The 24,679-nt window shown below is 45.3% G+C and carries 20 protein-coding genes; 7 read left to right on the forward strand and 13 right to left on the reverse strand.

Going from position 1 to position 24,679, the window contains the following annotated elements; translation table 11 throughout:
• Positions 1-109: 109 nt before the first annotated feature.
• Complete coding sequence (locus tag OAG1_RS18930) at positions 110-1,363, forward strand: hypothetical protein (RefSeq protein ID WP_338622342.1); 1,254 nt, start codon at positions 110-112, stop codon at positions 1,361-1,363.
• Positions 1,364-1,696: 333 nt separating this feature from the next.
• On the opposite strand, the gene OAG1_RS18935 is transcribed toward OAG1_RS18930, so the two are convergent.
• From OAG1_RS18935 to OAG1_RS18955, 5 genes are all read right to left on the reverse strand, one after another.
• On the reverse strand, positions 1,697-2,458 hold the full coding sequence (locus OAG1_RS18935; protein WP_338622343.1) for a hypothetical protein: 762 nt from the start codon (positions 2,456-2,458) through the stop codon (positions 1,697-1,699).
• 308 nt (positions 2,459-2,766) lie between these two features.
• Positions 2,767-3,669 carry a methylenetetrahydrofolate reductase gene (metF, locus tag OAG1_RS18940; protein ID WP_152783404.1) on the reverse strand — a complete coding sequence of 301 codons (903 nt, stop codon included), beginning with the start codon at positions 3,667-3,669 and terminating at the stop codon, positions 2,767-2,769.
• Between the two features lie 186 nt (positions 3,670-3,855).
• Entirely contained in the window at positions 3,856-4,335 is a 480-nt protein-coding gene (gene greB / locus OAG1_RS18945) for a transcription elongation factor GreB (RefSeq protein WP_152783402.1), read from the reverse strand.
• Between the two features lie 66 nt (positions 4,336-4,401).
• Positions 4,402-5,427, reverse strand: coding sequence for a substrate-binding domain-containing protein (locus tag OAG1_RS18950; RefSeq protein WP_016403475.1), 1,026 nt, complete (start codon positions 5,425-5,427; stop codon positions 4,402-4,404).
• 271 nt (positions 5,428-5,698) lie between these two features.
• Positions 5,699-8,026, reverse strand: coding sequence for a glycoside hydrolase family 9 protein (locus tag OAG1_RS18955; protein WP_338622344.1), 2,328 nt, complete (start codon positions 8,024-8,026; stop codon positions 5,699-5,701).
• Positions 8,027-8,303: 277 nt separating this feature from the next.
• On the opposite strand from OAG1_RS18955, the gene OAG1_RS18960 reads away from it, so the two are divergent.
• The gene (locus tag OAG1_RS18960; protein WP_338622345.1) at positions 8,304-10,595 is read left to right on the forward strand and encodes a Tex family protein; all 2,292 of its coding nucleotides are present in this window, start codon (positions 8,304-8,306) and stop codon (positions 10,593-10,595) included.
• Between the two features lie 19 nt (positions 10,596-10,614).
• Here OAG1_RS18960 and OAG1_RS18965 read toward each other — a convergent pair whose 3' ends face one another.
• The 3 genes from OAG1_RS18965 to bioH all read right to left on the reverse strand — a co-directional run bounded on the left by OAG1_RS18965 (position 10,615) and on the right by bioH (position 12,611).
• The gene (locus OAG1_RS18965; RefSeq protein ID WP_338622346.1) at positions 10,615-11,535 is read right to left on the reverse strand and encodes a putative metalloprotease CJM1_0395 family protein; all 921 of its coding nucleotides are present in this window, start codon (positions 11,533-11,535) and stop codon (positions 10,615-10,617) included.
• 1 nt (position 11,536) lies between these two features.
• Positions 11,537-11,770, reverse strand: a complete 234-nt coding sequence (locus OAG1_RS18970) for a hypothetical protein (RefSeq protein ID WP_016403471.1) — start codon at positions 11,768-11,770, stop codon at positions 11,537-11,539.
• 67 nt (positions 11,771-11,837) lie between these two features.
• Positions 11,838-12,611 (reverse strand): pimeloyl-ACP methyl ester esterase BioH, encoded by a 774-nt coding sequence (bioH, locus tag OAG1_RS18975; RefSeq protein ID WP_338622347.1) that lies wholly within the window; start codon positions 12,609-12,611, stop codon positions 11,838-11,840.
• Between the two features lie 32 nt (positions 12,612-12,643).
• Between bioH and OAG1_RS18980 the strand changes: the two genes are divergently transcribed.
• Positions 12,644-13,360 carry a ComF family protein gene (locus OAG1_RS18980; protein ID WP_338622348.1) on the forward strand — a complete coding sequence of 239 codons (717 nt, stop codon included), beginning with the start codon at positions 12,644-12,646 and terminating at the stop codon, positions 13,358-13,360.
• 78 nt (positions 13,361-13,438) lie between these two features.
• Entirely contained in the window at positions 13,439-14,017 is a 579-nt protein-coding gene (nfuA, locus tag OAG1_RS18985; RefSeq protein ID WP_016403468.1) for a Fe-S biogenesis protein NfuA, read from the forward strand.
• A 74-nt stretch (positions 14,018-14,091) separates the two neighbouring features.
• Here nfuA and gpsA read toward each other — a convergent pair whose 3' ends face one another.
• The 3 genes from gpsA to OAG1_RS19000 all read right to left on the reverse strand — a co-directional run bounded on the left by gpsA (position 14,092) and on the right by OAG1_RS19000 (position 16,073).
• Positions 14,092-15,099, reverse strand: a complete 1,008-nt coding sequence (gpsA, locus tag OAG1_RS18990; protein WP_338622349.1) for an NAD(P)H-dependent glycerol-3-phosphate dehydrogenase — start codon at positions 15,097-15,099, stop codon at positions 14,092-14,094.
• Positions 15,099-15,575 carry a protein-export chaperone SecB gene (secB, locus tag OAG1_RS18995; protein ID WP_016403466.1) on the reverse strand — a complete coding sequence of 159 codons (477 nt, stop codon included), beginning with the start codon at positions 15,573-15,575 and terminating at the stop codon, positions 15,099-15,101. The genes gpsA and secB overlap by 1 nt, the downstream gene beginning before the upstream one ends.
• 69 nt (positions 15,576-15,644) lie before the next feature.
• Positions 15,645-16,073, reverse strand: coding sequence for a rhodanese-like domain-containing protein (locus OAG1_RS19000; RefSeq protein ID WP_016403465.1), 429 nt, complete (start codon positions 16,071-16,073; stop codon positions 15,645-15,647).
• A 252-nt stretch (positions 16,074-16,325) separates the two neighbouring features.
• On the opposite strand from OAG1_RS19000, the gene gpmM reads away from it, so the two are divergent.
• The 3 genes from gpmM to OAG1_RS19015 are packed head-to-tail and all read left to right on the forward strand — an operon-like array spanning position 16,326 to position 19,829.
• Positions 16,326-17,858 (forward strand): 2,3-bisphosphoglycerate-independent phosphoglycerate mutase, encoded by a 1,533-nt coding sequence (gene gpmM, locus OAG1_RS19005; protein WP_152783386.1) that lies wholly within the window; start codon positions 16,326-16,328, stop codon positions 17,856-17,858.
• A 7-nt stretch (positions 17,859-17,865) separates the two neighbouring features.
• Positions 17,866-19,053 (forward strand): peptidoglycan DD-metalloendopeptidase family protein, encoded by a 1,188-nt coding sequence (locus OAG1_RS19010; RefSeq protein WP_338622350.1) that lies wholly within the window; start codon positions 17,866-17,868, stop codon positions 19,051-19,053.
• On the forward strand, positions 19,041-19,829 hold the full coding sequence (locus OAG1_RS19015; protein WP_338622351.1) for a divergent polysaccharide deacetylase family protein: 789 nt from the start codon (positions 19,041-19,043) through the stop codon (positions 19,827-19,829). Before OAG1_RS19010 ends, OAG1_RS19015 begins: the two co-directional genes overlap by 13 nt.
• Positions 19,830-19,878: 49 nt before the next feature.
• On the opposite strand, the gene OAG1_RS19020 is transcribed toward OAG1_RS19015, so the two are convergent.
• On the reverse strand, positions 19,879-20,112 hold the full coding sequence (locus OAG1_RS19020) for a YkgJ family cysteine cluster protein (RefSeq protein WP_338622352.1): 234 nt from the start codon (positions 20,110-20,112) through the stop codon (positions 19,879-19,881).
• A 115-nt stretch (positions 20,113-20,227) separates the two neighbouring features.
• Positions 20,228-24,661, reverse strand: coding sequence for a PilC/PilY family type IV pilus protein (locus OAG1_RS19025; RefSeq protein ID WP_338622353.1), 4,434 nt, complete (start codon positions 24,659-24,661; stop codon positions 20,228-20,230).
• Positions 24,662-24,679: the final 18 nt, after the last annotated feature.

Raw genomic sequence — 24,679 nt, forward strand, 5'->3', positions numbered from 1 at the left:
ACCCCGCTTTATGCGGGGTTGTTTGTTCTTAGGCTAAGCTAATAGCTTACTTTACAGGGTACTTTTGCTGCTTGGCAGCGTTGGCTCATTGATAGCTAGGATGTCTTCAATGCAACAATACAAAGGGTGGTTATTTCTTGCCTCGCTGCTACTTTACTTACTGTATGCCTTTGGCGTAATTGGCATTGGTTTAGCCACCGCAGTAACCTGGGCTGCCGCCTTGCTGTATTTACCTCAACTTAGCAAAGCCATTCGCATTCAGGCGGGTTGTTTGTTAAGCATTGGCATCGTATTGCTATTAATTGCAGCCAAGCAAAATACTTTGCTAAGTGCCTCCGACATACTCTCAATAAACCTTCCCTTGCTGGCGATGTTTAGCGCGGTATCTTTTCTCGCCTTAGCCAATCCAGAGAATCAGCAAGACCCTTTACCTATTGGCAAACGCAGCATTGCCTCAACCGCCCTAGGTATGAACCTGCTGGGTGCGGTAATCAATCTATCGATTGTATTCATTGTCGGCGACCGCTTGGCCAAACAGCAAGCTTTAACTAATGCCCAACAAAAAGTATTAATGCGCTGCTTTTGTGCCGCGGCCTGGTGGTCTCCATTTTTTATTGCCACTGCGGTTTCCATTACTTACGCCCCCGGTATGCAATGGCTAGATGTACTGCTTCCGGGCGCTTTAATGGCGCTAATTGCCTTGGCTTTTACCACTGCCGAAGTATCACTAAGAGAGAAAGACAGTTTTGCTGGTTACCCCTTGCGTCGAGAAAGCTTAACCATTCCCTTTGTGCTCGCCACCAGCGTGATTGCATTGCATTTCGCCTTCCCCGATTTCAGCATTATTTTGATGATCACCTGCCTAGCACCGATTGCAGCCTTGAGTTTTGCCAAAGGGAACTCAAAAGTGCTCATTGCCAGAAACTTTGTTAGCCATCGCTTATCTAACGTTGGCAGCCAGTACGTGCTGTTTTTAGCTGCTGGGGTATTCTCGGCGGGTATTAAAGCCTTGTTGCTGGCCTATCCAGAAACCTTAAGCCTGCACAACGTAAGCTTTAATCATCAAACCTTTGCAATAGTGTTAGCTATGATGATCGTGGCCTGCATGTTTGGTATTCATCCAGTTATTAGCATTTCTTTAGCCAGCCCTTTGTTATTACCGCTTAATCCAGAACCTAGTCAGCTAGGTTTTCTATTCTTAAGTTCTTGGGCAATATCCACCGGCAGCAGCCCCTTGTCGGGAGTGGGTTTAACCATGATTGGCCGCTACCAATTCTCCACTCGGCAGATACTTAAAAACAACTGGTACTACGCCCTAATCATGTGGCTAATATGCTCTGGGGTAAATGCGCTGTTGATGTAACAAGGGTCGTGGGCATGTATATTGAGTTTCGCCTCTCGGCGACGTCATTTTTCTTTGACGACCAAAGAAAAACGAAGCAAAAAGAAAGGTCGCCCTGCATTATCTTTATCCTTCGTTGCTCAGTGGCAAGCGCGCCTGCGCAACTCGCTGCGCTCAAACAATGCTCAGCTTGATCGCTTGTCACTTCCGCGACTCGGCGATAATGAAGGAAGAAAGGGAAAGTATCATATACCAGACCCAGGCTAAGTTACAGTAAGGTTTGAATTCAATGGTTTATAAGATGAACCTCAAGTAAGCCAGCCGTCAAAGCATAAACAGGGGCTTTCGTAAGAATTACTTCATACGAAAGCCTGCTCGTAAGCAATAATAAAGGTCTACAAAAAAGTTATTTGCTGCCATATAGCTGAAACACGCCACTCCGCCCGTTAAAAGAATCAATAAAAACAATTCCTCTAGATTGTAGAGTTTTAGCATTATCCCCAGAGGAGTGAGAATTGCTGTGCCACTACCGCCTTTTCTAACGTTATCAGCAAAGTTGTTAGACTCATTATTTGGTTTCCAGCCAATTTTTTTCAAAAAGGGATTATCAGTAGAAGCTATATTTGAGAGATGTGCGTAAGGGTTGAATGTAAAGCGGCCTTTCTTAAATCGCTTGGCATTAATACTCTGTATAAAATTAGAAGCGGGATCAAAAACTTTAATAGTAAAAGATAATGAAAACAAAAGTAGGTTGAATAGCAGCGACAAAATAATAATCGAATAATCATCATGAGTGCTAATCCAAATTCTGGCATTGATATCGTAAATAATCCACACAGCAAATAGAAACAGAAATGCTTGCCATAAAAGATAAATAATTCCTAATTTACGCTTAGCTTTAAAGTAAAATGAAAACATAGATATGAAAACAAATGCTAAGTTTGATATCCAGAAAACATTAGTATCTACTGAGTCAAAAGCCGGATTAATAATTGTTAGTACATTACCAAAACTCCACGTAACCCCAAGAATAAAAAGAAAAGTTTCTAAATGGATGTTTTTTGTATTCAATTTTACTGTGCCGTTTCTGAAAAAAGTAATTGATTGCCGCTGCATTAAAGTAACGCTTAAAGCATTCCTAAAACCAAAACATGAATAGTCACCTCGTATGATATGCATCTTAACGATTACGCTCTAAACCTAGATAATAAAGCCGTGAAGTGAATCTCAAATTTCAGTTTATTCTGCTTAAAGAACTGAACGAGTTAAAGCTGCTCCCAATCGCATACCCTAGGTATCAAAAATTATTGAAGTCAATCTCTAAACTAATAAGCGTTTGAAGATAATCTACTGTTATTGACTACCTACCCAGACCAAAAAAGCCTAGCATTGCTAGGCTTTTTATCTATCAGCTGTATTCGTCACTAAGCAGGCACTGCCTCCGCCGGGCGAACTCCTAAAGTGTGGCAAATAGCGTAAGACAATTCCGAGCGGTTAAGCGTGTAAAAGTGAAAGTCTTTCACTCCTTCGCGCGATAATACTTTAACCATTTCAATAGCAACACTGGCGCCTACTAGGTTTCGAGTAGTTTGGTCATGCTCTAAGCCAGCAAACTGATTGTGTAGCCATTTTGGCACTTTTACATTGGCAAAAGAGGCAAACTTTTTCAGGGTATTGTAGTTAGATACTGGCAAAATACCGGGTACGATTTCCCCTTCAATGCCGATTGCTGCACAGCGGTCACGAAAGCGTAGGTAGCTTTCTACATCAAAAAAGAACTGGGTAATGGCGCGGTTGGCACCGGCATCCATTTTACGTTTAAGTGCCAGCAAATCAGCTTGGGCACTTTTTGCTTCTGGATGAATCTCTGGGTAAGCCGCTACCGAGATATCAAAATCAGCTTCTTCTTTTAACAAAGCCACCAAATCGCTGGCGTACATTTGCGGCTTGGCTGAACCTTCTGGTAAATCACCTCGCAGTGCCACAATGTCTTTAATGCCACTGTTCCAGTAATCGCGAGCAATTTGGCGCAACTCATCAGGCGTTGAGTCGATGCAGGTTAAATGCGGTGCAGCTGCTAAGCCTGTGCGGTCTTTAATCGCTTTAATCACCTTGTGAGTGCGGTCTCGAGTGCCCGAATTAGCGCCGTAGGTTACAGATACAAACTTAGGCTTTAAGGTTTGCAAACGCTCGATAGACGACCACAAAGTTTGCTCCATGGTCTCGGTGGTTGGCGGGAAGAACTCAAAGGACACGTTAATATCGCGGTTAAGCTCACTTAAGCTTTGATTGAGTGTTTCGATTTGTTGCGCGTTGTGAAATCCCATTGACCTTCTCCGTTAAAGACTTTTAGACGTCTATACCGCTAGATACTAAAGAGAAGACAAAGTAAGTCAACGCTATTCATCTTAAACATAGCTTTAGATGAATTATTTTCAACATCGGGATTTTAGCCGCTAACTACTCGTTAAATATGCATTAAGGCAAATAGTTAGCTAACAGAATTAGCTCCGCTACTCGAAAGGAGTGTATTGAATAAGATTAATCCACCACTCTTTAGTGCCAGAGGGCGTTTTTACAAACACATCATCGTCAACTTGTTTGCCGATAAGCGCCCGAGCCATAGGAGAGTCGATAGTGATGTAACCCAGCTTTGGGTCTATTTCATCGGTGCCAACAATGCGGTAGCGAACGATATCGCCTTCATCATTTTCCAGCTCAACCCATGCGCCAAAAAATACTTTGCCGTTTTGTTGGGGGTGATGGTCAACGATTTCTAAGGCATCTAAGCGTTTGGTTAAGAACCTTAATCGAGAATCGATGCGGCGAAGCTCTCGCTTACCTTCTTTGTATTCCGCGTTTTCTGAGCGATCACCCAGTGCTGCGGCTTCGGATACTGCTTGAGTTACTTGTGGGCGTTTAACCTTCCACAAATACTTTAATTCTTCATCGAGTTTATGCCAGCCAGGGCGAGTGATTAAATTGGTTTTCATAGCTACGTAATTAAGTCTGCCTAAGCCGATTATAAACGACTTAGGCAGCAAACTCGCAAGCTTTAACTAGAGGATATGTGCTTGGGTGGTTTCGCGTTTCACCAATTCAACTGGAGGAATACGGAAGTTGTTGCTAGCACCACCATTTAGCATGTCTAAAATGGTTAAGGCGGCAGCATAACCGGTATCAAATATGGGTTGACGCACTGTAGTTAGCGGCGGAATGAAAAACGCCGAGCCCGGCACATCATCAAATCCAATCACCGAAACCCGCTCTGGCACTGGTCGCTTGGCTTTGTATAAAGCCAACATTGCACCATGTGCGGTTAAATCATTAGAAGCAAAAATAGCACTAAACTGACGCTTGTTGGTTAACAAACGTTGCACCGCATCAAAACCGCCTTGTTCGGTAAAATCGCCCTGCTCAACCAGCTGCAGCTTCACAGGCAAACCTGCATGCTCCATAGCCTGGCAATAACCTTCATAACGTTGCTGAGCGTCGGGATGCCCCTCGGCACCTTTAATGTGCACAATCTCGCGGTGGCCCAATTGAATAAGATGATTGGTGGCCATGTAAGCGCCCACTGAGTTTTCAATCTTTATCGAACGTAAGCGGGCTGCTTCTAACTCACGGCCTAAAGCAACGATGGGTCTTTTCTTTGAAAACTCGACCACCTGTTCGTCACTCAACCCGCCAGTTACGATGATAATTCCATCCACCGAGCGCGATAACAACAGCTGCATCGACTCCATTTCTTCTTCGCTATTCCAGTGGCCCGTTACAATAATATGTGAGTAACCTTGAGCCAGCAGAACTTCTTCAATTCCATTTAAAATAGATGAATAAAACGGGCTGTCTGGGTCTTGCACCAATACACCAATTGTCATGGTGCGGCTGCTAGCACTGGCTCCGGTTTGCTGGCCAGGTTTATAGCCAAGCTCAATCATTGCAGCTTGAATTTGCTTACGTTTTGCATCAGACACATAAGTGGTTTGATTCATAAACCGAGATACAGTGCTAGGTGAAACCCCAGCCAACGCAGCGACATCATAAACAGTTGAGCGTTGCTCTAATTTATTTTTATCTTTCACATTGATTCTCTGACAACTAACACTAGTTCGCATTATATCTCTCCCGGTGTTGCTAAATAGTGATAGCGACCTAGAAAGATATAACTCCCTGTCTCACTATAACCGTCTACTTAGCCAAGAACTTGTTTTCAATGACATTGAGCGTTAGAACGCCGTGACAGATCACATAATCTGCTGGTGCTTACACCCAAGTATCAGTAATTACTTAATTTTTGAAGCAATAAAGGCCGACATAATGTCGGCCTAAAATACTTAATTGTTATGGATTTACTTACTTGAGACGGTGTTCATCCAACACTGTAGTCACCCATACCAAAGGTGCATTCCAGTTGATGGTAATTTCGTTCAAGGTCCACGCACCAATTTCATCGGCAAAACAAGTTTGGCCAACACAGCCGCCCTTCATACCTGCCGCAACTGGGTCGCTAAAGCTGATTGAATTTGGTCCACCCGATAATGCGCCTGGTGCCGGTTTTGGAGAATTAGCATCAGCTTGATGCGCCCAAAAACGGTGGTGCGGATTTTTAAGCGGGTTGCTGCCGTAACCAGTAATGTATGACTGGTCAAGCGGGTTACGCCCTAAGATGTAATCCATGGCATGTACCAAAGCTTGCATGTACTTACTATCGCCACTGTAATCACTTGCATAGGTAAGGAAAATACCGCGATTCACTAAGTTTGAGTTAGACCCCCAAGGATACTGCTCTGCGCTGTATGGAATGTGGTAGCCCTCTTTTGTCATTAATGAGCTGTATGCATCGGCCGTAGCAACAATCTTGGCACGCGCTTTATCACGAGTTGCTTGATCTAACTTGCTAGGAACAAGAGCTAGGCTCAAGGTGCCTGCTGAACTTAAATCTTGCCAGAATAAGTCACCTTTAGCGGTTTCATCACCTACTGGCGCCGCTAAGAATGCAGGAGATGCTTTAGCTGCTTCTAAGTACTTAGATTCACCTGTAGTAATAAATAGCTCTGCCGCTGCCCAATAAAACTCATCAGCTAGTTCTAAATCCCCGTAAGGGCCAGAGCCAGTGAAGTTATCGTAAGCGTATACTTCTGGGTGTTTATTGGCAGCTTGCCATGCACGGTTTGCCGCAGTTAAACACTGAGCCGAGAAATCTGCATCAATATCTTTCCAAATACGCGCACACTGGGCTGCCGTTGCGGCTAGGTTTAAGGTTGCCGCTGTACTAGATTGGCCAACATGGCGCTTTTGAGTATCCTTATGCGGCGGTAATGGCATACCGGTCCACTTCTCATCGGCTACTTTATGGAACGCCATACCAGAGGCGTCAATTTCGGTTAGCTTAAGGGAACGAATGTTTTCTTGTTGGTTACCCACTGGCACCGATACTTTGCTGCCTTCTGGGATTTGCATCGCTAGCATGAATTCCATGTTCCAGCGCGCTTCATCCAATAAATCGTTAACACCATTGCCCGCTTCTGGCATCGGTTGTTTGCCATCGGCAAACGGTTCGCTAGCGCCTTCAATAAACTGCGAGCGCTCGTACAGGTTCATTAAGGTCCAGGTACTAATGCCGCCGTTTACCACATACTTGCCGTGGTCGCCCGCATCATACCAACCGCCAGTGAGGTCCATGTCAAAATCACAACCTGGCCACTTGTTGCCTTTGTCGTCGGTTTTGTTAAAGCAGCTCACTACATCTGGCACATGCCCTGCTGGGCGCGCCAAGTTTGGACGTTGTACAAACTCTGGCTTAATCTCAATACCGCTTCGGTTCTGGTAGAAGTAAGCTAAGGCATCATGTTTCAGCTCACTATATATATCGTCGGCGATTTTGAAAGGATGACTAGTTTGGCCATCTACATCTAATACCAAGTTTTCATGCTTGGTGGTTAAAGCAGAAAAATCAGCTTGATGCACTGTTTCGCCAGATGCAGCATTCACCCCAAATATTTTGGTTTTACCGGTAAGCAGGTGATTGCCTTCGGCATCTTTCACTCGCCAAACACGAGGCTGTTGTTCTTCGCTGCGAATCACCGCAATTTTTTCTGATTTAGGATAGAAGCCAATCTGATTTAAACGAATATTAGGAATTTTGTTTACGATTACGAACGACTTACCTTTCACCGAGATATCGCTAAAACACAGTACCGCTTCTTTTTGGGCTCCTAGCTGGAACTGAAACTCGGTTTTAGCATCACTCTTTTGATCTTGAGTGAACTTGAAGCTAAAGGATTTTGGCTCAGTGCCAATTTCTAATACTTGATTAAAGTATTGCGTATAAGGTGCACCATTATGCTGAATAAGTGCGGTAAAGGCCGTGTCTTTGTTGGCGCGCGCCACAAAGTCGATAGCATAGTCTTGGCCTTCTTCTAAACCAAATCCGCGCTGGCCTAAAATTACATCCCATGGGTTAGAGCCGGCACGCTTAATGTCCATACAGGCTTCGCCGTCTTTTGCTACTAACTCGGCACCGCTTGACCACCAGCCGGTGGTTCCATTGCTAAAATCAGTATTACTAAGCATTTCATCGCTAGCCGCTAGTGCTGGGGCACTGATTAAACTAGCCAATACAATACTTTGGCTAATACGGCTTAAACTAAAATTGATAAGAGTCTTGTCGCTCGCGCTCATTTCGCTCTCCTTGAACTGAGGCATTAAAATCTAACTTCACTCTAATTCAGCAAGTCGGTTTTGTTGATGGGCTTAGCTCACATAACTATGACCAAGGGCCTGCAACAAAACGTATCTATGAAGTGCTTATGAAAAATTTGTCACGCTGTGAAATAGTTTTCACGCTATTAAGATTCTACATATTAACTTTTCTGCTTGATGCCAGTTAATAAGCGAATAAGATAGAAGGCACTTTCTTTTGCTGCAGCAAGCAGCACCTCTAAAATTACATAAGCCCATGCAAAATTTAGAACAACAAATTGCTTCAGATATCAACGCACAAGCTCAACAAGTGAGTGCCGCCATTAAGCTTCTTGATGAAGGTTCAACGGTTCCTTTTATTGCCCGCTACCGTAAAGAAGTTACCGGCGGATTAGATGACGGGCAATTACGCTTGTTAGAGCAACGCTTAATTTATTTGCGAGAGATGCAGCAACGTCGCAGCGCCATTCTTAAATCTATTGCCGAACAGGACAAACTTACACCGCAATTAGAACAAGGCATTAATGCAGCAAGCAGTAAAACTGAACTAGAAGATCTCTATCTTCCTTACAAACCCAAACGCCGCACTAAAGGGCAAATTGCCATTGAAGCTGGTATAGAGCCTTTAGCAGAGCTTTTGCTAAGCCAGCCAGATACCAGCCCAGAAGGCCTAGCCGAAGATTTTATTAATAGCGAAGCAGGTTTTGCCGACAGCAAAGCGGTATTAGATGGCGCCAAGTTCATACTGATGGAGCGCTTTGCCGTGCAAGCCCCGCTGCTCGCTAAGCTTCGTTTATTTTTACAACAAAATGCCACAGTAAAGGCCGAAGTTATCGATGGTCAGCAACAAAATGGTCAGAAATTCCAAGACTATTTTGACTACCACGAAGCCATAGGAAAAATACCTTCTCACCGCGCTTTAGCCATATTGCGAGGGCGCAATGAAGGCATACTCAACCTAAGCGTAGAAGTTGAGCAAGAGGACGGGCTAAACCACCCAGCCGAACAAATGATCCGCGACTATTTTGCTTTAGCCCCTAAAGGGCATGCTAGCGACCGTTGGATAGCGACCGTGGTGCAATGGACCTGGCGAGTAAAACTGAAACTACAACTGGAAACAGAATTGCTCAATCAGCTACGTGAACGTGGCGAAGACGAAGCAATTAGTGTGTTTTCGCGTAACTTAAATGATTTATTGATGGCAGCCCCTGCAGGGCCAAAAGCCACCTTAGGTCTAGATCCAGGTTTGCGTACTGGGGTTAAAGTCGCGGTGGTTGACGCTACCGGTAAACTGGTTGCGTACGACACCATTTACCCTCACGCGCCACGAAATCAATGGCAAGACTCACTAAAAACACTGGCGAGCTTAGTGACTAAGCACCAAGTTAAGTTGATTAGTGTAGGTAACGGCACCGCCTCGCGTGAAACCGATAAACTGGCCGCGGATCTGATTAGCATGTTGCCACCGCAAGGTTTGCAAAAAGTAATGGTGAGTGAAGCTGGTGCCTCGGTGTATTCTGCCTCAGAGTTAGCAGCGCAAGAATTTCCAGAGTTGGATGTGTCGATTCGCGGTGCAGTATCGATTGCACGCCGGCTGCAAGATCCCTTAGCCGAGTTAGTGAAAATTGAGCCCAAAGCAATTGGTGTTGGCCAATACCAACACGATGTTAGCCAAAGCAAACTATCACAACAATTAGACAGCGTAGTTGAAGACTGTGTAAATGCCGTAGGTGTAGATGTAAACATGGCCTCGGCACCACTGCTAAGTTTTGTGGCCGGTTTAAACACCACCATAGCGCAAAACATTGTGGCCTACCGCGACGAGCACGGTGCGTTTAAATCACGCGCAGCCATTAAAAAAGTGGCTCGTTTAGGGCCTAAAGCTTTTGAACAAGCGGCGGGTTTTTTAAGGATTAACCAAGCGAAAAATGCCCTAGATGGTTCTGCGGTTCACCCCGAGGCTTATCCCGTAGTACAGGCCATTGCTGAGCATAGCCAGTGTGAAGTTAGCCAGTTGATTGCTAACGGTGAGCGCTTAAACAAACTCGACCCGAAACAATTTACTAGTGACAAATTTGGTCTACCCACTGTAACCGACATTATTGATGAGCTTAAAAAGCCTGGTCGCGATCCTCGCCCAGAGTTTGCTACCGCCACCTTTAAAGAGGGTGTAAACACCATTAGCGATCTAAAGCCAGCCATGCTGTTGGAGGGCGTTGTGACCAACGTAACTAACTTTGGTGCCTTTGTTGATGTTGGCGTACATCAAGACGGTTTGGTACATATCTCCTGCTTAGCCAATCACTTTGTGAAAGATCCTCATCAAGTGGTTAAAGCCGGCGATATTGTTAAGGTAAAAGTGCTGGAAGTAGAAGTACAACGTAAACGCATTGCCCTTAGCATGCGCTTAGATGAAGACGTCCGCTCTACTCCATCTACAAACAAAACAAAACCAACACCCAATAAGCCTCATTCGGCCAAAAAGCCGCAAGCTAGTGCGCCGATAAATAGCGCCTTTGCAGATGCTTTTGCTAAAGCGAAGAAATAAATTTAAGCGGAGATTTAGATTAAGCTTGTAAGCTTAGTTGAGATTGCGGCTTAAAGGCCGCAGCACTGCTATAGCGCTGTTCGATGGTTTGATTACGCTGCGCCATTTGCTGTGCGATATCGGGGTAGCGTTGTTGCAAGGCTTGAGCATTTTGCTGCTCTCGCGCTTGCTGTGTAGGTTCAAACTCGGCACCTTCGGCAGCAATGGTGCCAAAGGCTGAAGGTTGTTCGTCTGATGCCAGCAAACCAGGCGGTTGCGCATGATTAAGTTCGCGTTGTGCTTCGGCTGCTTTTTGTTGAGCCTGAGCGGCCACTTGCCGATCTTGCGAGGAAGGCTCTGCGGGTGCTAGTGCCGCCCGTTGTACCTGCTCCATTTTAGCAATGGTAGCTTGTGGGTCGTCGGGGATTTCACTCACATCGATAGACACTTCACCGCCTACCGCATATTGCTTTCCATCTGGGCCACGTTCAAACTCAAAAGAGGCGGCACTGGCGTATTGCCCACCAACCGCTTGGTGTTGCGCTTCATGGGTGCGTACTTCTTGGTCGCGCGCACTTAGCTCATCAACTTTCTTCTGCTCGCTTTCGCTAAGCTCATTTTGGCCTTTTTGTCTGGCACTGGGTTGCTCAGAACCGGACTGGTCTTGGCTGCCTTTTTGCTCGTCTTGTTTACCCTGCTGCTCGCCTTGTTGCTCGCGACCTTGCTGCGCTTCACGCTCGTTTATTTTAGCTTGCTGCTGTTCTTGAACTTGAGGGTATTGAGCCGTACTTTGCGGCTTGCTGCGATCTTTCTCAGCGCCTACCTCGGGCTCTTTAGCAAAACTAGCGACTTCTTTGGGTTGAGCTATCACCTGACGCAACTGATTATCGCGACGGGCGGAATCCGTAGGCGGAGTTAAGGTATTGGGGAAAACATTAGGCAAGCTAACATTGATATTCATACTAGGCCTCTACATCCAGTAAAGTGCCTAACATTTTTGATTCGGTTTGTATCACCTTTGCGCCAGCTTTAGCATAAAGCTCAGCTTGGCTAAGGCTCACCATGGCATCAACCACTTCGTTTTGCTGTGGTTCACGTTTTGCCGCTACTTCTGCAAGGGTTTGAGCACTTTCACTAACCTGCTGATTTGCATTAGCAATAATTTGAAAACCGCTACTTGCTGCGCCAATTTGCATATGCCCTCCGCTTAGTTAGTTGCCGCCTAGATCATAGTTAGCCTTAATTCTAGCAAATTGCTCACTTTTACACCACTATGCTGCGCGCAAAGCTGAGTACTTTTTCAGCAAATAGCTGTTTCTCAGAGATGAAAGGTGCATGCGAAGAACTAGCAAATAGGTATTGAGTAGCCTCGGGATGAAGCTCGGCATGTTGCTGCATAGCAGCCTTTGGCACCAACGCATCACTACGACCATATAGCTGTAACCAAGGCATTGAGATTTGCGCTAACTCATCACGTAAATCTTGGCTTTGCAATAGCGCTAAGCCCTGTTCTAAGGCGCTAAGCTGGGGTAGTGGTCGGCTTGCTAGTAGCTCTCGCAACTGCTTGATATCTTGCTTAGCTTGATCGCTTCCCATGGCTTGAATGGCCAAAAATTGCTGTAAGGTTTTCTTAAAATCTTGCTGCAAACCACTGGCAAAACCATCGAGCACTTTTTCCTGAATTCCCGGCCACTCCGATTTAGCGATAAAGTGAGCCGAGCTGGCCACTGTAATTAGGCCCGCAACCTGTTGCGGCTGGTGAATAGCTGCATACTTTGCCACTAAACCACCTAAAGACCAGCCTAGCCAAATGGCCCGCTCCGGCACCTGCGCACTAATGGCTTGCACCATGCCATCTAAACTAAGCGGCTCAATAGCAGGAGAGTGACCAAAACCGGGTAAGTCCACCAGATATACACTGAAATGCTCGGCTAATAGCTCGGTAACAGGCTGCCATACAGCGCCGTTTAAGCCCCAACCATGAATAAGAATGAGCGCAGGGCCTGAGCCATGACGTTCAAAATGCAATTTGCTCATCTACACTTAACTACTCATCAAAAAGGATGCTCATGTTAACTAGATTTCACGCGGCTTTAAACTCCCGCTTAGTTTTGTCTAAACACTGTGATTTTTGTTTTCAAAGTAAAAGGCTCAATCAGGTTTGTTGCGACAGCTGCAGCGCCCTGCTGTTAACCCCAAACCAACACCGTTGTAAGACTTGTTATTTGCCCTTAGCTGAGCCAGGAATATGTGGCGAGTGCCAAGGCAATATTCCTTTTTACGATCAAGTAATCTGTTTAAGTGACTACCAATGGCCGATAGAGCCGGTGATTAAAGCCTACAAATACGCCAAACAGCAACACTTGGCGAAGCCCTTAAGCTACCTTATTTGGCAGCATATTCAACATACTCAAGCAATGCTGCCAGATGTTTTTTGTCCAGTACCTTTGCATTGGTTTAAGCAATGGCAGCGTGGTTTTAACCAAAGTGAGGTTTTATGTAAGCAGTTGGCAAAACACGCAGCAAAGCCAATGCAAAAACCGTTTACGCGCAAGCAATATGGCTCAAGCCAGGCAGGGCTTACCCGCCGCCAGCGACAAAGAGGCTTGGCGGCCAGCTTTAGTTGCCAAGATACGCTTAACTATAAACACTGGGTAATCGTTGATGATGTTGTAACTACCGGCAGCACCGCTAACGTGCTAGCTAGGCAGCTTAAAGACGCCGGCGCAGAACGAGTCGACATCTGGGCTCTTGCACGCACCCCAAAACCTTCACAACGAAGATAAGCACTCGCAACACTAGCAGCGCTGTTTAAAAAGCCGTACAATAAACCTTAGTATTTTAGTCAGGTATCGAGGAAGCAGATGGTATCGATCTCAGAAACAGCTCAACAGCATTTTGTTAAGTTGCTAGAACAACAGCCTGAAGGCACCCATATTCGTGTATTTGTGGTTAATCCTGGTACACCAAGCGCAGAGTGTGGTGTATCGTATTGCCCACCAGAGTCGGTTGAAGAAGATGATACCGCGCTACAATTCGACGGCTTTAAAGCCATGGTTGATACCGCTAGCGCGCCGTTTTTAGAAGAAGCCGAAATCGACTTTGTGACCGACAAAGTGGGTTCACAACTTACTCTTAAAGCACCAAATGCCAAGATGCGCAAAGTAGATGATGACGCCCCACTCATTGAGCGTGTTGAATACACCATTGAAACTCAAGTTAACCCTAACTTAGCCTCACACGGTGGTAAAGTTAGCGTAATGGAGTTAACCGAAGAAGGCGTGGTAGTGCTGCAGTTCGGCGGCGGTTGTAATGGTTGTAGCATGGTAGATGTTACGCTAAAAGAAGGTATTGAAAAGCAGTTGCTTGAAGCCTTCCCTGGTGAGCTAACCGGTGTTAAAGATGTTACCGAGCACCAAGCCGGTGAGCACTCTTACTATTAAGTCTTGCGAACTATAAATATAAAAAAGCCTATCATTTGATAGGCTTTTTTGTTGCTAGCTTGTGGCGCTTGTCACTACTCTTCGCGCTGGTCGCGCGCAAGCAAATCAATAGCAGCTTGTTTAGCTTGTTTCCCTTTGTAGAGCACTTGATAAACCTGCTCCACAATTGGCATTTCAACTCCAACTCTTTCAGCTAACAAATAGACTTCTTTAGTATTGCGGTAACCTTCTACCACTTGGCCAATTTCGCGTTCCGCTTCCTCGAAGGATTTTCCGGCGCCTAATGCCAAGCCAAAACGGCGATTACGGCTTTGATTATCAGTACAGGTAAGCACTAAATCGCCCAAGCCAGCCATGCCTTTAAAGGTTTCAGGATCAGCACCTAAGGCCTTACCCAAACGCGCCATTTCGCGCAGACCGCGGGTAATTAAGGCAGTACGTGCATTTGCACCAAAACCTAAACCGTCGGCTAAACCAGCGCCAATCGCTATAACGTTTTTAACTGCGCCCCCTAGCTGTACGCCAATAATATCGTTATTGGTGTACACCCTAAAGCTTCGCTCACAGTGCATAACCTTCGCCAAATAGCGCACAAACTCAGCATCTGAAGATGACGCAGAAATGGCGGTAGGTAAACCTGCGGCTAGTTCTTTAGCAAAAGTAGGCCCAGAGATCACCGCTAGCGACACCTGTTCACCTAAGGCATCAATCGCAACCTCAGACAACAAATGTCCGGTATTCGCTTCTAAACCTTTGGTTGCCCAAGCTACTCGTGATTGTTCACTTAACATTGGTTTTATCTGACGCATTACATCAGCGAAAGCAAAACTAGGCACTACCACTAGCAAGTTGTCACTTTGCGCAACCGCGGTGGCTAAATCAGCTTCTAGTTCTAGGCTTTCGGGGAAAGCAACCCCAGGCAAGAAGTCTTGGTTTTCACGGGCTGCATCAAGCGCAGCCACGTGCTCAGGCTCATGACCCCATAACACGGTACGTTGTCCATTTCGAGCAATCGCAATTGCCAACGCGGTACCGTATGAGCCTGCGCCCAATACGGTCATAGTAGCCTTTGAGTTAACCATTAAGCGTCAGCTTTAGCCGCTTGCTGTTGTTCTGCTTGCTGTTGTACATAGTTAGCAAACAAAGCATCAAAGTTAACTGGCGCTAAGTTAATTTGTGGGAAAGAACCACGGTTAACTAGGTTAGATACCGCTTCACGTGCGTAAGGGAAAAGAATGTTAGGGCAGTAAGCGTTAATTGCGTGAGCAAGTTGAGGCTCTGGCATGTTACCTAGAGTGAAGATACCACCTTGGTGAACTTCACATAAGAATGCAGTTTGCTCGCCAACTTTAGCAGTAACAGTAAGTGTTAATACTACTTCAAATACGTTGTCAGCTAGTTTGTTGCTAGTAGTGTCTAGGTCAACCTTAACTTCTGGTTTCCACTCTTGTTGAAAGATTTGTGGAGAGTTAGGTGTTTCAAAAGAAATATCTTTTGTGTAAATACGTTGAATTGCAAATTCTACTTGTGGTGCTTCAGTGGTTGCTGCTTCAGCCATGATAATTACCTTTAATATATTTATTTAAAATTGCTTAATCGCTAGAGCGCTAGCCATTAAAACTCGATCTTACTTCTTAGTGATCGGTAGGTTTGCTGATTTCCAATCGGTCATGCCGCCGCGTAGGTTATACACTTTCTCAAAACCGCCTTTAACCAGAGCGTTAGCCGCTGAGCCTGAACGCATCCCTGTTTCACATACAACGATAATGGGGTTGCCCTTTAAATTTTCAATAGGCTTAAAGTTATTAGCCTGTATTTGGGTTAAAGGAATGTGACGTGCGCCCGCAATATACCCTTTTTTGTACTCGTCGTTAGTACGAACATCCACCACTACTGCATCTTCTTTATTAATGAGCAATGTAGCTTCGTGATTGCCTACCGAGGTAACCTTCGACAGCATTGGTTGAATAAAAGTGTAGATAACGGCACCGAACAAACCTACCCAAGCGAATGAAATGATAGGGTTATTTCCGACAAATTCGACAACTTGCTGCATAGTATGACAATTCCAGTTAAGCAAATAGTTAGTGATATTGGGGCGAGAGTATACACCTGAGCGAGAAGAATAGCAGCTCTCAAGCGCGCCAAAGCTCGCAAATTGACCTAAGATTCATACACCAGAACAAATCTGAGCAAAAACAACTAATCTCGGTTGATTTGCGCTCAATCAGGTGACTCAGACAAAAAATGTAGTAATATTTCACTAATTCGTTTTTCACTTAAACATTTACCGATTGAGGAAATTGCAATGTCTGCAAGCAAAAAGCCTTTAGCACTAGTTATTATGGACGGCTGGGGCTACCGCCAAGACAGCGCCAATAACGCTGTAGCAAACGCCAACACACCAGTATTAGACAACCTTTGGGAAACTGCTGCTAGCACCCTTATCTCGGGTTCAGGCCTAGATGTAGGTTTACCTGACGGACAAATGGGCAACTCAGAAGTTGGTCACACTAACATTGGTGCTGGTCGCGTTGTATACCAAGAACTTACCCGTGTTGGTAAGTCAATTACAGACGGTGATTTTTTCACTAACGAAGTATTAGTAGGTGCGGTAGATAAAGCCGTAGCAGCCGGTAAAGCCGTTCACATCATGGGTCTACTTTCTCCAGGCGGTGTTCACAGCCACGAAGATCACATGCTAGCTGCGATTGAATTAGCCGCTAAGCAAGGCGCAAAAGAAATTTACTTACACGCTTTCTTAGACGGACGTGACACTCCACCACGCAGCGCGCAAGGCTCAATTGAAAAGTTTGATGCAAAATTTGCTGAAATTGGTTCAGGTCGTATTGCTTCTTTAGTAGGTCGTTACTACGCAATGGACCGCGATAACCGTTGGGAACGTGTAGAAGAAGCTTATCAATTACTTACTGAAGGTAAAGCTGAATACAGCTACGCTAACGCTACTGAAGCGCTAGCAGCAGCTTACGCGCGTGACGAAAACGATGAGTTTGTTAAAGCCTCCGTAGTAGGCGAAAGCGCAGCCAGCATTAACGATGGCGATGCGGTATTGTTCATGAACTTCCGTGCTGACCGTGCCCGTGAAATTTCACGTTGTTTTGTTGAGCAAGACTTCACTGGATTTGAGCGCGCTAAAGTGCCTGCATGTGCCTTTGTTACACTAACCCAATATGCAGCGGACATTAAAGCTCCTTGTGCTTATGGCCCTACAGACTTAGTTAACACACTAGGTGAGTGGCTAGAGAAGAACAACAAAACGCAACTACGTATTTCTGAGACAGAAAAATACGCCCACGTAACCTTCTTCTTCAATGGCGGTAAAGAAGACGCTTTTGTTGGTGAAGACCGCGAGCTTATCCCTTCTCCAAAAGTAGCCACTTACGACCTACAACCAGAAATGAACTCGGAAATGCTAACCGACAAGTTTGTAGCTGCAATCGAGAGCGGCAAGTACGACGTAATCATTTGTAACTACCCGAATGGCGATATGGTTGGCCACACTGGCGTATACGATGCTGCAGTTAAAGCCTGTGAAGCCGTAGATAAGAGTATTGGCCGTTTGGTTGAAGCACTTGATAAAGTTGGCGGCGAATGTTTAATCACAGCCGACCACGGTAACGCCGAGCAAATGGTTGACCCAGAAACGGGTGGTATCCACACAGCTCATACCAACCTGCCTGTACCTTTCATCTACTATGGTCGTGAAGCAAGCCCAGTTGAAGGCGGTCGTTTAAGTGATATTGCACCAACAATGCTAAGCTTGATGGGCATGGAAACTCCAGCAGAAATGACTGGCAAGGTATTGATGAATTTGAAATAATGGCTTGATGAAAGAGCCTATTTCAGCTTCGAAACAAGGCGCTAGCAAGCGCCTTATTCGCCTGTTTAACGCCAGCCTTATTGCTGGCGTTTTGCTATTGCTCTGCCCGCCACTTCATGCCAATGAACAACAACAGTTGCTCGACGTTCAACAACAGCTCAAGCAGCAACAACAGCAACTTAAAAAGCGCAAAAATGATATAAGCAAAGCGCAAGAACAGTTAAGACAATATGAGCTGGCGCTCGCGGACTCCAGCCAACAACTACGCAAACTTAACAATCAGCTTTCCCACTCAAAAATCGAACAGCAATATATTCAGCAGCAAGAAAAAGCCCTAGAAGAAAAGCTAGCTCAACAGCAACAAGCACTTAAAGCACAAATCAACAGCGCTTATCGCTTAGGTAATAGCGATTACATGAAAATGCTACTGAACCAGCAAAATGCCGCAGATTTAGAGCGGATGTTAAGTTACTACCAATATTTGGCCAAAGCCCGAAGCAAGGCCTTAGAGCAAGTCAGCTTCCAACAACTAGAGTTAAGCAAAGTTCAAAGCCAGCTGGCCGAGGTGCAAAAGCATCTAGAAGGCTTGGTCGCTCAGCAAAAACAAAAGCTGGACCAGCTACAGTCTCAACAAAATCAACGTAAGCAACAGCTCGCTAAACTTAATAAGCTGCAAAATACTGAGCAAAGCCGTTTAGAGCAGCTACAAATTAATGAACAGCACTTACAGCAAGTGATTAGTGACCAAATAGAACAGCAACAACAACTTGCCCTTAAACAAAACTTAGATAAAACGCCTCTCACTGGCCTCGCCAAGGCAAAAGGCAAACTGCCTTGGCCGCTCAAAGGCAGAGTACTTCACAGTTATAATAGTAAAAATCAGGGGCAAACACGTTGGCAAGGCATAGTGATTGACTCCCACCCTGGTACTAACGTAAAAGCAGTGGCCTCTGGCAATGTAGTATTTGCTGATTGGTTGCGTGGTTATGGTCTAGTTGTTGCCATCGATCATGGCGAGCAATACCTTAGCTTTTACGGCTATAACCAAAGCTTAAATGCAGAAATTGGTGAGCGAGTAAGTGCCGGTCAAACCGTGGCTTACGCCGGCAATACTGGCGGCCAAACTACCAACGCCTTGTTCTTCCAGATTCGCCATAAAGGGCAAACCCAAGACCCACGTAAATGGTTAAAATAATTCTACGTTGCCTAGGTATGCTGGCGACAAGCTCAGCTATGGCTGCACAGTTAAGTATCATCATTGATGATGTCGGTAATAGTGCTCGCGACTTTGCGCTATTAGATCTGCACCCCAATATTACCTTATCGGTACTTCCATCAAGTCCTTATGCCAAAGACATTGCCGAACAAGCTCAGCAACAGCAACGCGAAATAATGCTGCACCTGCCGATGCAGGGCAGTGGCACCATTGCTTTAGGGCCATATGGCTTACCAGACAACTTAGAAGAAGCGGCCTTTAAGCAACGTGTAGAAGCAGCTATTAATGACTTTCCAGAAGCCACTGGCTTAAACAATCACATGGGTAGCCAACTCACCCAACTGCCCACAGAAATGCATTGGTTAATGCAAGTACTGGCTAAACAGCAGCTATTTTTTGTGGATAGCCGCACCCACCTAGCCAGCATAGCCCAGCAAACAGCCAGGGTGTACCAAGTACCCAATTTAAAGCGCCATGTGTTTCTTGACCACCAAGACAATCCCGTGGCCATTGAACGCCAATGGCAAAAAGCCCTAAGCCTTGCTCGAAAATATGGTCATGCAGTGCTAATCGCTCATCCCAGACCACACTCGGTGGATTTACTTAATCAGCTAAGTTTGCCGGAAGATGTTCAATTGGTTGGGGTAGCCCAGCGCCTAGCTTTATTAGCACCAGAGCTCGAGAGCGAACCTAGCATTCGTTTAGTGGGTTCAGAAGAGCCCATTGTGCAGCCTGTGCACAACAAACAGCTCTAGGCAGTTGATTTAAAGCAAGCAATACAAAGCCACAATACCAAGCGATACATTACGCAGTTTGCTTTTCTAAGTAGATGAGATTGTCCATGGCTTGTTGCTGGGTAGTTCCACACAGCCACTCTGCAGCTTTAAAATCGCTGCAAACCTTAGGTCGCTCAGCTTTACCAAAAATAGCGCATAAATTATCAGCATTTAAATGAACACATCGCTCACTCGCTACTTTATTTAATGAGCTAATTGATGGCGCAATGCAACAAGCACCGCAGCCTAAACGACACTGCATAACAGGCTCTCCAAAAAAGGGCGGCTAGTGTAGCAAAACACGCCAACATAAATCGATGTTTATTTGAACAAAAAAGCAGCCCTAGAGGGCTGCTTTTATTACGCTTTGCGGCTTACTAGTGTAAGCGGCGTAAACTTAATCGACCGGTTGGCGAGGTAAAGTCGTCAAAACAGAGCATGGTGCCGTTACTTAAAGTAATGCAGTTTTTCTGATTAATCGAGCCATCGTGAACTGAACCATCACTAGGTAAGTTGGGATCGATAATCACTCCTGGTGAAGAAGGAATGCCATCTTCTACCTTTTGATGGGAGCTATCATTATTAATCGTATCGTTAGGATCGTTGGGATCGGTGTTGCCATTAGTTCCCGTATTCCAGGTTCTTCCTGAATGCAGATTCAACTCCATATACCAGCCACTACCGCCAGAGGCACAAGTATCAGTATTGGGTAGCATAGTGGTAAAGCTAAGTTTATTGGCGAGCAGTAGACTGTTACTTACCTGCCGTTCACCGTAGTTATTGGTATTGTTATTCTGAGTATTCACAAAATCCAAATACCAGCCGCTATGGGTATTCCAATCAATTGGATTATCGCTTAACAAGCGATTGCTGGAGTCCTCTTCTATAATGGCTTGCCGTAATAAATTAGCATTATAAACATCTTCTCCACTCACTCTAGAACGCTTGGAACTTACTGCTTCGCCGTTTAAACGATCCCAAATGACATAGATGCTTTGAGTATCTTGATCATCTGCATCGTTATCATCGACTTCGATATACTTACCCGTTCCAAATGCTACTAACACACCTTGATTCAAGCCCATTGGATGAGCGCCAACCGACGGTTTGGTAGTTATTGGCTGCGCTTGATATTGCATGCTAGAGCCAACTAAACGTTTGCTTGGGCTAGTTGCAGAAAATAACGGCGGCTTGGACCCCGCACTTTGAATGGTAGCAAGATCCCAGTTGCTAGCTCGAGTATCGGATACATCAAATGCCCACATGTTTCCATATAGATCACCCGCATAAATGCGATCGGCAACACCATTACCCGTTAAGTCGACCACGGCGGGAGAAGCCAATGCGTTTGGCCGGCCTTGTCCTGTTGGGTCCTCTGTGCTACCGACCCCAGTACTTAGGTCGGCAATTAAACTGCCGTCTTTTAGGTCGGCAATATATAGAGTTGCTTGGTCATCTGCAGCGTTATAGCCATTTGAAAAGATCACTCCAGTTGTACCATTGGCCAACTTAGCAATAGTAGGCTGCTCACGACTATAACCTAGGCCTTCAAAACCTTTGGTGGAACTATCAATTTCCCATTTAATGTTATTCTTAGTTGGCCAATTCATATTGGTAACATCTAATGCATATAAGCCCTTCACGCCAGTGCCCAAGGTTCCCACTACAGTGGTTTTATCCGATTCGTCGGTGTAGCCGGTAATAGCCCCATCGACAAAATACTTGTGAGTATAAGTACTGCGGGTAAGGCTATTTAGATGTTGATAAACTTGGCTAGGTAAATAGGCCATTAGCTCTTTGCCGGTTTTAGCATCAACCACATGCACCATGCCATCGTTTGCTCCAAACACCAGCACTGGCTTATTCACTTTATGGCCAGTAGCAAGATCCACATAATAGGGAATGGAGTTGATGACATCACCCAATGCAGTAGCGCGTTTTCGCATGGAAAACTGCAAGTCACTTTGCTCATAAGTGCGCTCACCTCGCAGGTAATTCACTACCGTCTGAAGATAATCTAACTTCAGAGAATCGGAGCCTGTTTGCCCTGCCAGCAAGGCGGAGATTTGCGATTGGCTAAAGCCAGTAGCCGAAGGCTGTAAACTGTTTGGCGCTGTAAACTCAAAGACCTCCCCGGATTCATCGTTACGGGAGAAAATGGTACGCTGTTGATGAGGCATTGCATCAAGTTCTTTGGCTACGCTCCAAGTCTCAGTAGAGCTAAATCCACCTCCACTTGCCGCTTTAAATGCCTTTACATCGCCACTCCAGTATTCCCCATCAAATGACGATTGATATAAAAACGAGCTACTACTTAAAAAATTGTTATTAAACACCGGAGGGCTAGCTGATTGGCTGCCACTGGCTATTTTCTCTAAGGCTTTGCCAATTTGCGCGCCCAGTTGCCCAGCGTTAGTTACCGGGAAGTAGTTATCTGGCTGACCACTTTCTTCTTCGTCCCATTCGCCGTCATCAGGTATGCCGTTGTTATTGGTATCGGTAAAGCCGCCCCACTTTGCCGCATACCAAAGCGGCGAAGGCAATAAGGTCGCAGCCTCAGAGCTTGAGCTAGGAAAGAAATTCCGCTTACGAATTAGCGGTAAATCTGAGCTGTTGTTGCTAGATTCCCGAGAGTTATTTGGAAAAGCCGAATCATTTTGTAACGGTGTATCTAAGTAATAAGTACGCTTACTTCCACCACGATCTTTCACATCTAAATAGATACCATCTTTGTCAGTACCGGAAATAACGTAACCAGCATGTTGGTCAATACTGCCCGCAGCGTAAATTGAATCTAACGTTAATTGAACACCTAAGCGCTTACTACAAGTGGCCTCATTATCGTAGGCATTCTCACACAGCTGTTTTACTTCGTAGTGGTATTTCACGATCATGTCCATCTCGTGATCAGCACCTTGTTCGACATCCTCAAAGTTAATCCTAAAGGTGCCTTTAGTGGGAGAAAACTCTTCCACGTAGTAATCAACAATGGCATTTGTTGGCTGAAAATCCCCCTTATTAGTACTAATACAACTACCACTAGCACAGCCGCCTACTGACTTAGCAAACGGAACAATGATGATAGTTTCTCCATCGACTTCAACTTCCACCTCAGGCAGCGGAGAAGAAACAGCTACCACCGTGGTTTGAATGTTTTGCTTACCCGGCTTATTGGGGAAGATATCGGTTTTGTGACCATAATGCGCCACTGCAGCTACCGCATAACTGCCCTCTTTTGTTGGCTCTTGAGGAGAGAGGCCTCGAATCTCCGATAAAGTATTTACAGTTTTTGCAGTGGGTGCACTAGTAGTACCGGTAGTATCGCTAACCGATTCACCAATGAAATAATCACCACCAATATTTTCGTATTTTGAAATATTATCTAACAAGTTTTTAAGGTGAAATCCGTCAAGTATCGACCCTTGATAAGAACCTGCGTAACTTGGGTGTGCATTGGGAATTTCGTCAGAATCATAAGACGGGCTAATATCGCTAATCACCAAATTATAAGGTGCTGCGCAATATTCTCGATTAGCAAAAGGGTCGTCCCACTTTGCAAACGGCAAGCCTAGTTGGCCATCGACAGTACCGCTGCCGCTTGAATATGAGCTACTAGCAAAACCTTCGCCGTGGAAATAACGTAAGCTTTCGTACAACATCTCACCAATAGGGTTACCCCATGAAGTACATTCGCCATTACGAATTGCGCGATCGGTAATCCAGCCACAGCCATACTCATAGCTGCCATATTTAAAACCGTAAATACGCAATTTATTGATTGTACTTACAATGCCGTTTACGCTGGTTTTAAACTGCCCGGTATTGCTGATTAACTCGTCGCCAAAATGAGATACCGCTTTACGCAATACCCCACCTGATAAGTTTTTGTCGTAACTACCAGTAATAAGCCCAAACTCGATACTGCCGTCTTCACCGTAGTCATGCAGCAATCCGGTAGGTTTATATTGTTTGTTGGGATACTCTTTACAGTTAGCCTCCAACTTGCCTTGTACACATACCTCAACCCTAATCTCATAAGACTCACTATAATTTCCAGCCAATACAGGACGCTCTGTAGTCGCCCACTCCCATATTTCACTGTTCTGGTTTTTTTTGATTCTTATCTCGGGGGCACCGCCATCAGACCAAGACGCAGTTCCAAAAAAGTGCTTACGATTACTATTAGGCTGAGACAATGGGGTGTAGTTGTCGATACGGTAACCATTCACCGCTTCCGAGGTATAGCTTTTACCCCATGAGTGGGCATCCTGCGGAATAAATACCCGCTCCAATACCGTTGTACCTTCAGTGTCTATCGCTCTATAGCCGCCATACAGTACGGTACGCAGAACATCCATGCGTGACATGGTGAGGTAATTGAGAAAATCGCCACTCCACTCTCCTGAACCGGTGCACGCCTTGGTATTCGTATTTGCCTCGACGCCAGGGGTAAAACGTCTTTGCGAAGAATTATAGGTGTAGCAGCGCTCATTATTGAAGTAACCCGCATAATCTACAACTAAGGGGTTATAGTTAATATCTAGATCGTTATTACCACTTAAGTCGGTAGCATCGTTATAAGCTTCATAGTAAAGAGTATGGTCCCTTCCCATCACCAACATCACCATTGGCGAGGGTGAAGTAGCGACGTATAAGGGGCTATCAGCCAGATTTAACTGAGCTGCTTTAGTTGCTAATGAAATTACACTTAGCAGCAACCCCATAGTCAAATAAAGGCAAGTAAAACGGATAGATTTTTGCGCGAGCATGCAGCAACGCACGTGTGTAAATAGTGTGGTGAGAGTACTCAAAGTTTTGCTTCCAACAAC

The organism is Agarivorans sp. OAG1 (assembly GCF_037076485.1).
GTDB classification, from domain to species: Bacteria; Pseudomonadota; Gammaproteobacteria; order Enterobacterales; family Celerinatantimonadaceae; genus Agarivorans; species Agarivorans albus.